11 protein-coding genes are annotated in these 12,486 nt (G+C 41.3%); 8 read left to right on the forward strand and 3 right to left on the reverse strand.

Features of this window, described 5'->3' with window-relative positions; translation table 11 throughout:
- Window positions 1-207 precede the first annotated feature (207 nt).
- The 8 genes from EUBREC_RS06050 (at window position 208) to EUBREC_RS06085 (ending at window position 10,304) form a co-directional block, all read left to right on the forward strand.
- Entirely contained in the window at window positions 208-870 is a 663-nt protein-coding gene (locus tag EUBREC_RS06050) for an ABC transporter ATP-binding protein (protein ID WP_012742226.1), read from the forward strand.
- Window positions 867-3,665: an ABC transporter permease gene (locus tag EUBREC_RS06055; protein ID WP_012742227.1), complete on the forward strand. Its 2,799-nt coding sequence runs from the start codon at window positions 867-869 to the stop codon at window positions 3,663-3,665. Before EUBREC_RS06050 ends, EUBREC_RS06055 begins: the two co-directional genes overlap by 4 nt.
- A 17-nt stretch (window positions 3,666-3,682) precedes the next feature.
- Window positions 3,683-4,354, forward strand: coding sequence for a response regulator transcription factor (locus EUBREC_RS06060; RefSeq protein ID WP_012742228.1), 672 nt, complete (start codon window positions 3,683-3,685; stop codon window positions 4,352-4,354).
- Window positions 4,355-4,392: 38 nt separating this feature from the next.
- A complete protein-coding gene (locus EUBREC_RS06065) occupies window positions 4,393-5,667 on the forward strand; it encodes a sensor histidine kinase (protein ID WP_012742229.1) in 1,275 nt (424 codons plus the stop codon).
- Between the two features lie 44 nt (window positions 5,668-5,711).
- Entirely contained in the window at window positions 5,712-8,051 is a 2,340-nt protein-coding gene (gene feoB, locus EUBREC_RS06070) for a ferrous iron transport protein B (RefSeq protein ID WP_012742230.1), read from the forward strand.
- 129 nt (window positions 8,052-8,180) lie between these two features.
- Window positions 8,181-9,062 carry an aldose 1-epimerase family protein gene (locus tag EUBREC_RS06075; protein WP_012742231.1) on the forward strand — a complete coding sequence of 294 codons (882 nt, stop codon included), beginning with the start codon at window positions 8,181-8,183 and terminating at the stop codon, window positions 9,060-9,062.
- 186 nt (window positions 9,063-9,248) lie between these two features.
- A complete protein-coding gene (locus EUBREC_RS06080; RefSeq protein WP_012742232.1) occupies window positions 9,249-10,055 on the forward strand; it encodes a DUF1700 domain-containing protein in 807 nt (268 codons plus the stop codon).
- Window positions 10,056-10,304, forward strand: a complete 249-nt coding sequence (locus EUBREC_RS06085) for a PadR family transcriptional regulator (RefSeq protein ID WP_012742233.1) — start codon at window positions 10,056-10,058, stop codon at window positions 10,302-10,304.
- A 79-nt stretch (window positions 10,305-10,383) separates the two neighbouring features.
- Here the strand turns inward: EUBREC_RS06085 and EUBREC_RS06090 are convergent, their stop codons facing one another.
- The 3 genes from EUBREC_RS06090 to EUBREC_RS06100 form a co-directional block, all read right to left on the reverse strand.
- On the reverse strand, window positions 10,384-11,097 hold the full coding sequence (locus EUBREC_RS06090; protein WP_012742234.1) for a hypothetical protein: 714 nt from the start codon (window positions 11,095-11,097) through the stop codon (window positions 10,384-10,386).
- A 12-nt stretch (window positions 11,098-11,109) separates the two neighbouring features.
- On the reverse strand, window positions 11,110-11,883 hold the full coding sequence (locus tag EUBREC_RS06095) for a Cof-type HAD-IIB family hydrolase (protein WP_012742235.1): 774 nt from the start codon (window positions 11,881-11,883) through the stop codon (window positions 11,110-11,112).
- 158 nt (window positions 11,884-12,041) lie between these two features.
- The gene (locus EUBREC_RS06100; protein ID WP_012742236.1) at window positions 12,042-12,296 is read right to left on the reverse strand and encodes a UPF0175 family protein; all 255 of its coding nucleotides are present in this window, start codon (window positions 12,294-12,296) and stop codon (window positions 12,042-12,044) included.
- Between the last annotated feature and the right edge of the window lie 190 nt (window positions 12,297-12,486).

The following is a 12,486-nucleotide window of genomic DNA, read 5'->3' on the forward strand; positions in this document are numbered from 1 at the left end:
AAAACATATAACATATAACATATAAGCTCCGGCACAGAAAACTTTTTGTTCTGACCGGAGTTTTTATATTATGCTGTAATATTTTTTAAAAGTAACCTACCTGTAACTTTACATAATGTATTATACACTTGTATCGCGGGGCGGCTGCACTTTAAAGGACAGACCGCACAGAACTCAAAAATGCATAGAGAAGAAAAGGAGAATTAAATGGAACTGCTTAGAGTAGAACACTTATCAAAAATATACGGAGCCGGAGAAAATCAGGTCAAGGCTTTGGACGATGTGTCATTGAGCGTGGAAAAGGGAGAGTTTGTGGCAATTGTAGGGGCGAGCGGCTCCGGAAAATCCACACTGCTTCATCTGCTCGGAGGTGTTGACAGGCCAACAAGCGGAAAGGTGTATATAAACGGCACTGATATTTTTGCAATGAATGATGATGAGCTTGCCATATTCAGAAGAAGACAGGTAGGCATCATTTATCAGTTTTATAATCTGATACCTATATTAAATGTGGAAGAAAACATGGCAATTCCGATGGAGCTTGATGGGAGAAAGGTGGAAAAAGCGCAGATGGATGACATGCTTTTGCGCCTTGGACTTACAGAGAGACGTACTCATCTGCCAAATGAGCTTTCAGGAGGACAGCAGCAGCGCACATCTATAGGAAGAGCCCTGATTACGAGACCATCTATAGTGCTCGCGGATGAGCCGACCGGAAACCTGGATACCAAGGCAAGCAACGAGATTATGCATCTCTTAAAGACCTCAAACCGTGAGCTCAACCAGACAATCATTATGATTACACATAATATGGAGCTTGCAAAGGCGGCTGACCGCACAATAATGATAGAGGATGGTAAAATCAGATGAATTTGATGAAGACACTCACATTAAAAAACTTAAAGCTCAACAGGAAAAGAACTATTGTCACGATAGTCGGAATAATTCTGGCAACAGCACTTTTGTCGGCGCTTGTCACACTTGTGTCAAGCTTTCAGTACAGTATGATTGAATACCAGAAGCAAAAGGGCGGCGACTTTCATGTGAAATTTTCGAATGTGAAAATGTCTGAGCTTTCGGAGTTTAAAAACAACAGAAATATTGAAAGCACATTTGAGACAATGGGAATGGGCTTTGCAAAGCTGGATGGCTGCAAGAATGAGGATAAGCCATATGCATATGTCATGGCAACAGATGAGGCCGGCTTTGAGAGGGGCTGCTTTAAACTGATAGAGGGCCGCATGGCAAAAAATGAGGATGAGATAGTCATTCCAAGGCACTTAAAGACAAACGGACGAATCGACATAAAGGTGGGGGATGAGATAACACTGGATGTCGGAAAGCGATATGATTCAAACACCGAAGGTGTCATATGGGAAAACAGCGCATATGAGCATGAGGCAGAGACACTTACCGATATTGTGACAAAGCACTACAAGGTGGTAGGCATCATGGAAAGACCGGGCTATGGAATGGAGGACTATAGTGCCGCCGGATATACATTTGTCACATACTCTGATGAACTGGCAGCAATTGATAACGGCACAAAGAGCGAGGCTGACACTACACTCACAGTGTACAGCAGATACACTCAAAAGGCATTAAGAAACAAGGATGCTGTGACAGCAGATATAATTGGCGTGGATGAAAAGCTGTTTGCGAAAGCGAATAATTCATCTGTTGAAATGACTGCTGAGGAGAGTGACAGGTTTCTTAAAGAGATGGAAAATGCAAAATATGATATATATATGAATGGCTTCCTTATAAGCTATGAGTGCGTTTTCCCGATTGACGGTACATTTAAAGCACTGTTTACAGTGGCTACTGTTGTGGCTTTGATAATCATACTGACATCAGTGTACTGTATCAAAAACAGCTTCAACATATCAATCACTGAAAAAATCAGGCAGTATGGCATGCTTGCAAGCGTGGGTGCTACGAGACGCCAGATAAAAAGCAGTGTTAAGACAGAGGCAGCAATGCTTGGAGTGGTTGGTATTCCGGTGGGTACCATGAGCGGTATTTTGGCATCGCTCATACTTGTCAAGGTGGTAAATGCGCTGTCAGCAGGCTGGCTTAACTTTGCTTTGAGCTTTCATACCTCCCTGCCTGCACTTATTCTTGCTGTGATACTTAGTATAGCGACCATTTATTTTTCTGCAACAGGCAGTGCAAGAAGGGCCGCAAAGGTCACACCGCTTGAAGCAATAAGAAACACAAAGGAGATTAAAATAAAGTCAGCAAAGCTAAAGACACCGGCTATTATAGGCAGAATCTGGGGCATTGGAGGCGTTATCTCATATAAGAATATAAAGAGAAACAAAAAAAAGTACAGAACCACAGTGACATCCATTGTCATCTGCTCAGTAACCTTTATTGTGATATCATACTTTATGTCTATGGCCTTTAGCGTTGTTGGGATGTCATATGCATCAGTAGATTACAATATTGGAATAAATATGTCATGTAAAAAGGACCTTGATATTGAAAAGCTCTCTGAGCTTTTGAGTGGCATTGAAGGAGCTGAGGATTATCTGGTTGGAGCAGGTTATTATTTTGATGTAGATAAGCCGGAGTATACAAAGGAATATGGAGAGTATTGCGGGCAGCTTTATGATGACAGTGAGGATGTCTCACAAGAGTTTTTAATCACGGTTTTAAATGACAAATCATATGATAAGTATGCGTCTGACGCAGGCATAAAAAATGCAGATACAGGAGCAATTCTTGTAAATAAAGGCACATTTGATGTGTATAATGAGAAAAGCTCGAAATACGTCAAAGAAGAGATGGAGCTGTACAAATATAAAGCAGGAGATACAATCAGGTGCGGCTACAATGTGTATGAGGATGCTGTTGATGATGACAATGCTGTGGAAGGTGATACTGAAAGCAGCACGGAGGATAACAGTGGATACGTTGACGAGGAAACAATAAATAAAGGAGTCAGAAAAACTGTAGATGTAACTATTGCAGGTGTCACAGACAAGGTACCAACATGTTATAATGGCTACGGCAATACCTCGCTTTTGTTTATGAACCAAAAAGGCTTTGAAAGCTTATGGGCTGACGGCAAGAGCGGTAATGAGTTCAAACCGGGGAATGCGATATATTCGGCATATGTGGTTGCAGAAAATGCAGATGAATATCAGGATACATTAGAAAAGGAGACGGCAGAAAATCCTGAGTATTCTCAGATTAGTTTTTATGTCAGCAATATGGATAAGCAGATGCGCGATGAAAAATCACTCTTTACACTGCTTGGAGTATTTGCATACGGACTTATTGTGGTCATTGCCTTAATAGGAATCACAAATATCATCAATACCTTAAGCACCGGAATGGAGCTTAGAAGCCGCGAGTTTGCCACACTAAGAAGCATTGGAATGACAGATAAGCAGTTTGCAGGGATGGTCAGACTTGAGAGTGTGTTTATATCTGTAAAGGCTCTTGTAATAGGTGTACCGCTTGGTATTTTAATAAGCTATCTCTTATGTGTTATGATGAACAGGATGGGTGGCGCAATCATTTATAAGCCGCCGTATAAAGCAATTATATTGTGTATAGTGGTTGTAATAATGCTGATTTATGCTATCATGAAACTATCAATGATGAAGCTTAGACACAATAACATTATTGAGACAATCAAAAATGAAAATCTGTAGGAAATGCGGGAGCTGATATGAAAAAAATACTTCTCATAGAGGACAATAAAGGAATAACAGAGGGACTGTGTGATACCTTTACAGAACCTGAATATGAGCTTTTGACAGCAGGCAATTTAAAGGAGGCTGGGGCGCTTTTGAGTGAGCACCCCGGCCTTGTGCTGCTTGATGTGTCGCTTCCGGATGGGAACGGCTTTGATTTTTACAGCGAAAGGCTGGAAAAAGAAAAAACACCGGTGATTTTTCTTACCGCAAGGGATGAGGAAAATGATATAGTAAAGGGACTTGAGCTTGGAGCGGAGGATTACATCACAAAGCCTTTTTCCGTAAGGGAGCTTGTGGCGAGGGTAAACCGCGTATTTTTACGTAGGAAAAGTGATGACAGTTCATCTGTCATACATGCAGGAAGCATAAGCTATGATTTGGACAAAAAGGAAGCAAGAAGGGATGGACAGTTGATTGCTCTTTCAAGTCTTGAAAACCGCATACTTGATCTGCTTTTTACAAATCACGACAAGGCTGTGTCCAGAAATGCCGTGCTTGACTGTATCTGGGAGGCGACAGGCAACGATGTCTACGACCATACAGTGACTGTCTATATGAAGCGCATCAGGGCAAAGCTTGGTGAGAATGTGATAAAGACTGTGAAGGGAATCGGGTATCGTGTTGATTCAGATGAAGCTCTTTAAACAGTATCGGTCGACAGAGACAGTTCCCGGGGGAAAGCATGAGAAAGAAGAAATATAATTCAGAGAACAGAAAACATTTTGTGTATTTTGCAATAATATATACATGTATATGTGTGACGGTTATGGCTTTTACCGTCTTTTTTCAGTACAGGGCGTATACAAAAAACTATAACGTCACAGTGGCTAAGCTATGTGCGCTTATTCATGAAAAATATCCCGATGTATCAGATGGCAGCATAGCCGCGATTCTAAATGACAGCAGCTTCGATAGTGATTATACAAATTTAAAAAGCGCAGAGACGCTCTTAAAAAAATACGGCATTGATATGGAAAAGGATTCCGCGGTTTTGTCAAATGAAAAAGCGCTTAAAGGAGCGCTTTGGCTAGACATATTTCTTGTTGTGCTTTTTGCAGGGGGCTTTTGCCTTTACATTGTGCTTATAAGATTTAGCTTTAAAAGACAGGTCAGACAGGCTGCGGATTATCTGCGCCGCATAAATCAGGGAGACTACAGACTTTTTATGGCAGATAGCACAGAGGGAGAGATTTCTATACTAAAGGGAGAGCTTTACAAGACAGCAATCTATTTGAGGGAGTCTGCGGAAAATGCAAAGGCAGACAAGCTTTTGCTAAAGGATGCGCTTTCTGACATATCGCATCAGCTTAAGACACCGCTCACATCACTTTCGATAAATCTGGAAAATCTGGAAGGAAATCCTGATATGGCACCTGAAAACAGAAGCAGGATAATGCGCAGGGCAAAGCGTGATGTGGATAATATATCGCATATGGTGCAGGCTATCTTAAAGCTTTCAAGGCTTGAAGCGGATGTTGTGGAGTTTGATGAGAAGGATACGCTGCTGTCTGAAATTGTGTCTGAGGCAGCTGACAATGTTATGGCACTTTGCGATTTGAGAGACATAAGGCTGTCCATAGATGAAGGCTCTGATAAGGATGCCTGTATACATGCTGATGCATACTGGCAGTGTGAGGCCATTACAAACATAGTAAAAAATGCAGTAGAGCACGCAGAGAGTGAGGTAAAGATAGGCTTTTACAGGTATGAGATGTATGCAGAGATAACAGTGCAAAACGATGGAGAAGCCATAAGTGATGAGGACAAAAAGCATATTTTTACGCGTTTTTACAGCGGCAGCGGACAGCCGGCAGACAGCATCGGCATAGGACTTTCGCTCGCGGAAGCAATTGTGCGTCATGACAATGGATATATCATTGTGGAGGATTGTAAAAAAGATGTATTAAATGAAAAAAATGAATGCAGTGGCACACGCTTTGTGGTAAGATATTTGTGATAAGTTGAGAAAAATTATCAATAAATACACTAGGAAGCGATAAAATGACACTAAAAGAACTTGGCATAGGACAGAGTGCCAGAATACTTACAGTAGGCGGTGAGGGCGCACTGCGCCAGCATTTCCTGGATATGGGAGTAATCCCAAAGGCCGAAGTGACAGTTATCAAATTTGCACCGATGGGAGACCCGATGGAGCTTCAGGTGCACGGCTATGAGCTCACATTGAGGCTTGATGATGCGGCACAGATTGAGGTAGAATTAATTGACAGCCGTTCAAGAAAGCATGAGGGCCCTAAAAAGATAAGCAACACAGCCCATCCCGGACTTGGTGAGGAGGGTAAATACCATGTGAAAGGCAGCGGCAATCCCCTTCCGGATGGTGAGAAGCTCACATACGCACTTGTGGGAAACCAAAATTGCGGCAAGACAACACTTTTCAACCAGCTTACAGGCTCAAACCAGCATGTGGGCAATTTCCCGGGAGTGACGGTGGACAGAAAGGATGGCTCTATTAAAGAACATCCGGACACATCAATCACAGATTTACCGGGTATTTACTCAATGAGCCCATATACAAATGAGGAGATTGTGTCGAGAAACTTTGTGCTCGATAACAAGCCAAAGGCCATAATAAATATCGTAGATGCGACAAATATCGAGAGAAACCTGTATCTGACCATGCAGCTTCTTGAGATGGATATACCGATGGTTATTGCTCTAAATATGATGGATGAGGTGACGGCAAACTCAGGCTCAATCGATGTAAATAAAATCGAGGGACTGTTAGGAGTGCCTGTTGTACCGATTTCTGCCGCAAAGAATCAGGGTGTTGATGAGCTGGTGCGCCATGCAATACACATCGCAAAGTATCAGGAGCGCCCGGGCAGACAGGATTTCTGTGATGAGAATGATTTTGGCGGTGCTGTGCACAGATGTATACACGCGGTCAGCCACCTGATTGAGGATCATGCAAAGCTCGCCGGAGTTCCGATTCGCTTTGCTGCTACCAAAATTATCGAGGGAGATGCACTTATATTAGAGCAGCTTCATCTTGATGAGAATGAGAAAGAGGCAATAGAGCATCTGATTGTCCAGATGGAAAAGGAGCGAGGCCTTGACAGAAGCGCTGCAATTGCGGATATGCGCTTTACATTTATTGAGAAAATATGCGAGAGCACCGTGGTAAAGCCGAAGGAGAGCAGGGAGCGTATCAGAAGTGAGCGCATCGACCGTGTTCTTACAGGCAAATACACGGCAATACCGTGCTTTATAGTGATAATGCTTGCGGTATTTTATCTCACCTTTAACGTAATCGGAGCAGGCCTTCAGTGGCTTTTGGAGCAGGGCATAGGAGCACTGACCGCGCTTACGGATAAGGCACTCACAGCGGCAGGTGTGAATGAGGTGCTGCACGGACTGGTAATAGACGGCATCTTTCAGGGTGTCGGAAGTGTATTAAGCTTCTTGCCGATTATCGTGACACTGTTCTTTTTCTTATCACTTATGGAGGACAGCGGATACATAGCGAGGGTTGCATTCTTCATGGACAAGCTCCTTCGTAAGATAGGACTTTCCGGACGAAGCATAGTACCAATGCTCATAGGCTTCGGCTGTACGGTGCCAGCTGTCATGGCGACACGTACACTGCCAAGTGAGAGAGACCGTAGAATGACTATACTCCTCACACCGTTTATGAGCTGTTCGGCAAAATTGCCAATTTATGCATTCTTTGTTAGTGCATTTTTCCCGAAGCATGGCGGACTTGTCATGGGAGGACTGTACTTCCTTGGAATAATTGTCGGAATACTTTTCGCATTTATCTACAGAAAGACTTTGTTCAGAGGTGACGCAGTGCCGTTTGTCATGGAGCTGCCAAACTACAGGATGCCGGGCGCCAAGAATGTGTGCCAGCTGCTCTGGGAGAAGGCAAAGGACTTTTTGCAGAAGGCATTTACAGTAATACTTATTGCCACAATGCTTATATGGTTCTTACAGAGCTTTGACATACACTTTAACATGGTAACAGACTCAAAGGACAGCATGCTTGCCGCTATTTCAAGTGTTATCGTGCCAATCTTTAAGCCTCTGGGACTCGGAGACTGGCGTATATGCACATCACTTATCAGCGGACTCATGGCAAAGGAGAGCGTGGTATCAACACTTGAGATACTGTTTGGCGGAACTGTTACGACAGCACTCACAACACTTTCAGCTGCATCTCTTCTGGTGTTCTCGCTGCTCTACAGCCCTTGCGTGGCTGCTATAGCATCCATAAAGAGAGAGCTGGGTGCAAAGTGGGCAGTCAGCGTGGTGCTTTTGCAGTGTGCGATTGCATGGGTGGCAGCATTTATTGTAAGAGTAATTGGACTGCTTGTGATGTAATTAAAAACAGACTATTCAGAACCACTGAGAACCAAAAAGATGATGTGTCATGCTTGCATGTAAGCAACAGGTTTTCTTGTTCTCAAGGTGGTTCTGAATAGTTACAAAAAATATAAAAGGAGATATGTGATGGAGATTAAACTGGAAAATGAATCACTTGAGCTCACGATAAACAGCTTCGGAGCAGAGCTTAAAAGCATCACCGGCAAGGAAACTGGTACACAGTATCTGTGGGATGCCGATGAGAAATACTGGAAGAGAAGCGCACCGGTGCTTTTCCCGTTTGTCGGCAGCTTAAAGGACAAGAAGTTTACCGTTGATGGGACAGATTATCCGATGGGACAGCACGGCTTTGCAAGGGATATGGAGTTTGAGCTTGTGTCACAGACAAAGGATGAGGCATGGTTTTCACTTAAATCAAATGATGAGACTCTTGCAAAATATCCGTTTGAGTTTGTGCTCGAAATCGGCTATAAGCTCTCAGGCAGTGAGATAAAAGTGACCTGGAGGGTGACTAATCCTGTGAAAAAGGATTTACTTTTCTCAATAGGTGGTCATCCGGCATTTATGTGTCCGGTCGCAGAGCAGGGAAAGCAGTCAGACTATTATCTGAAGCTTGACACAGACAAAGCAATCACCTACGGACTTATCTGCGACGGAGGACTTTTAGACAAGGAGGACAATCTGCTTAAGGTGGATGCGGATGGATACTGTCAGATAGATGAGCATATGTTTGATAAGGATGCGCTCATAATAGAAAACAGACAGGCTTCAAAGGTGAGCCTGTGTACACCGGATAAGAAGCCATACCTTACGGTGTCCTTTGATGCGCCTTTATTTGGTCTGTGGTCACCCGCAGGAATGGGAGCACCGTTTATCTGTATTGAACCGTGGTACGGCCGATGCGACAGAGCAGGCTTTGCCGGAGAATTAAAGGACAGGGAGTATGGTAATTCGCTGGCACAGGGTGAGAAATTTGAGAAGTCATATACGATTGCAATTGAGCTGTAGATTTTCTTGTTCTAGGGTGGCTTAAATAGTTACAAACAAAAATATAAGATATAGTTAGAATCATGGGACTGCGATATATTGTAGTCCCATGATTTTTGTATTGACAAAATGCAAGATATGAAATATATTATACTTAACTAGTGACTAATAAACAGTAGAGTGTTAATCAGTAGAGAGGGTGTTATAATGCAAAAGCAAAATTCAAAAAAGAAATTTTTGGAGAAACTTTATATTAGCTTATCATTTTATTTTGGGGATGATGACTGTGATAGTTTAATTAAAGACTATGAAGAATGGTTCGAAAATGAAGAAATGGCTGAAAAAAGCGAGTACGAAATATGTTCCGGCTTAGGAAAACCGTTTGATATCGCGAGAAATTTATACAAAGATTCAAAAGAAGGAAAAGAGCATACGTTTCCATTGAAGAGTAGTGTTTTATTACAGACAATTGCCACGCTGGTTATATATTATGTGCTATGCGTCAGTTTGTTAAGATACTTTGATAAAAACGGCTGGAATTTTTATCCGGTTGCTCTGATAGCTAATGTTCTAGTATTTGTTGCAGGTTTGTTTATTCTTAAAAAATCAAAATTAACATGTGATATGCAATTTAAAAACCATCTGTTATTAATCGGATTATTCTTTTTTATTTTATTAACAGAGGTATTTCTGGTAATGAAAAAGAATGAGGCTGGCTTAGGGAGTTATTATGTGGTATTAGTTACAACAGCTATAATTATTCTGAGTTGTATTATTATTTACATCATCTTAAAGAAATATATAATAAACAGGGAATTGGGTTTTATAACGATATTTCATATACTTGGTATTATTACCTGTTTAATGTATTTTATAAATCAGTTACATATGTTTTATATAGAAAGAACGCTTGGGCTTGAAAAAATAATAGCATATAGTAGTTTATTATATATTCAGACACTGATTTTGGGGACAATTTTATTGTTAAAATTAAAATTTGAGAGGAAATCATAAATGGATTCACAGCTAAAAAGAGGAATCTTAAATATATGTATTTTACAGCTTTTAAAACAAGAAGACAGATATGGATACGATATAATTAAAATATTGCAGGGACTTTTCCCGGATACAGATGAAAGCACTATTTATGCCATTCTAAGAAGACTGAATAAAGGAGGGTTGACGGAAGTATATTACAGTGAAAAATCATTGGGACCACAGAGAAAATATTATAAAATAGTAGAAAAGGGGAATTATATTTAAAAGAAAACATAGCTTCCTGGAATGAGATAGTAAGGATTTTTCACGAACTTGAAATAATGTAATGTATGATAGCATAACGCTATATGTGCCTTGGTGCACCTGCCTTTTTCATGCCTGCCTGAAGCAGCCATTTCTGATCAATTTTCTTAAGACCTTCACCGAATCTGACATGCAGCCGAACTGAGCCTTCGAGCTGCTCGATATGTTCAATGGTGCCCTTGCCGAACTTTGGATGATTGACATCGTCATTGATATTAAATTTTACAGTACTGTTTTTCTTTTTGCGGTATTCCTGCTCGCGTGAATATGTGTCGCGGATAGGAATACTCTTGTCAGTAATTTTCTTTTTGAGAACCTTATCATAATCGTGCTTAATAAGTCCTTCACCGGCTTTGTAGTAAGGAGTGGGAGCTGCTCCGATAAGTGAGCAGCAATATTTCCACGCACTTCCGTGGATGCCGGGCTGCCAGTTGTACTTGTCCGGTATATCCATATTATATTGCATATAGTGGGCATATTCGTGCTTATATAAATCCATCCTGTCATCCTTTGACAAGGGCTTTGTCACACAGTAGCCGATGAAAAGCAGCGAAAAATGAAATTCTTCTTCATCCTGCCCAAAGCCCGGAGTGTATGCACCGAGCCTGTCCGTATCAAAGCCAAATGTGATAGGAACCCTTGCACCGTTAAGCCCAAGCTGTCTGTCGAGCTTCTGGTAGAGAAAGCGGATTTCCGCGAGATGTATTTTTGTTTCGTTTTCGAGTAGTTGTCGTAAATTGTTGTCTATGTTCATAAGTATATTTCTCTAAAAAATCAGTTTGTTTTCAACACAGTAATGATATATTCCGTCATTCTCAACTGATTGGCACACAAAATCAGCCTTAGCCTTGACTTCGTCCTTTGCATTGCCCATGGCAACACCAATGCCTACGGCCTCAAGCATTTCAATATCGTTATGTCCGTCACCGAAAGCAATTGCTTCATCCTTTGAGAAGCCATAATGCTTAAGCACTGCAGCAACAGCATTGCCTTTGCCGCTGTTAAGCGGAATAATATCAGCGGCTTTATCCCACCATGCAGTTATCTGTGAGTGTGGCGCACCGGATAGAATCTGTGAGTGCTCATCTTTTTGGCAGGAGCACATAATCTGATATATATCAGTCCTGCTTATCTCGTCAAAATTGTCAGCGATTTTAAGCTTTTCGCTGCCGAAGGCAAAGTACTGCTCTAAATCAGGGTCGGTACCGTTTGTGACAATCATATGCTCGTTGCTGATTGCAATGGCGCGGTTCATATGCTTTAGATTGGAAATTATCTGATATTTGTCGTGCTCATTAATAGGATTTTTGAAGATGATATCATTGCCTTTGGTGACGAATGAGCCGTTAAAGGTGAGCAGGACATCAAAATCAATTCCATCAAAATGAGGCACACCTGTGTAGCTTCTTCCGGTAGCCATACAAAGGATGATGCCATTTTGGTGGAGCTGCCTAAGTGCAGCAGCAGTGTTTGCTGATAATTCTTTATGTCCCAGCCGAAGCAGGGTGCCATCCACATCAAAGAATGCTATTTTAATCATAATTCACCTGCCTGTTTTAATGCTAGTTTAATGATATTTTCATTTATATAGAATCCGTTTGATTGAATTTTGGTTATTGCATTTTTTACAGAAGAAATAAAATGTTAAGTAAGTCTGCATTGCACAATGCAATTAATGGTGTTGAATTGACAATTACCCTACGCATTATTCATCTCCTCTATAAATTCTGCTTCATCATCAAAACTGAAGATAGATATATTATTATTGCCTAGATATTTGATGAAATCTTCCTCACTCATTCCGGCTATCTGTGCACAATATCCAATAGAAATATGGTTTTTTAAATAAAGCATTAGAGCAGTAGCTTTCTTGGCAAAAGCATTAGCTTCATCTTTGGTCATTTTGGTATCGTATAATACTTCATCTGGTATTTTTATTGCAATACTACACATATAAACACCTCTTTCTATTTATAATGAATCATTAATTATATCTCAGTTACATGATAACATAATAAGCGCAAGATTAAAAACATTTATTTAAATTTCTGTCACAACGTAAGGTACGTAAGCCGGGGACTGTCGGGGAGATACGCGCTTTAGCAGGAGCACATAGCGAAGAGACTTAGATACTGTAGAAATT

Source organism: Agathobacter rectalis ATCC 33656, assembly GCF_000020605.1.
In the GTDB taxonomy this organism is placed as follows: Bacteria; Bacillota; Clostridia; order Lachnospirales; family Lachnospiraceae; genus Roseburia; species Roseburia rectalis.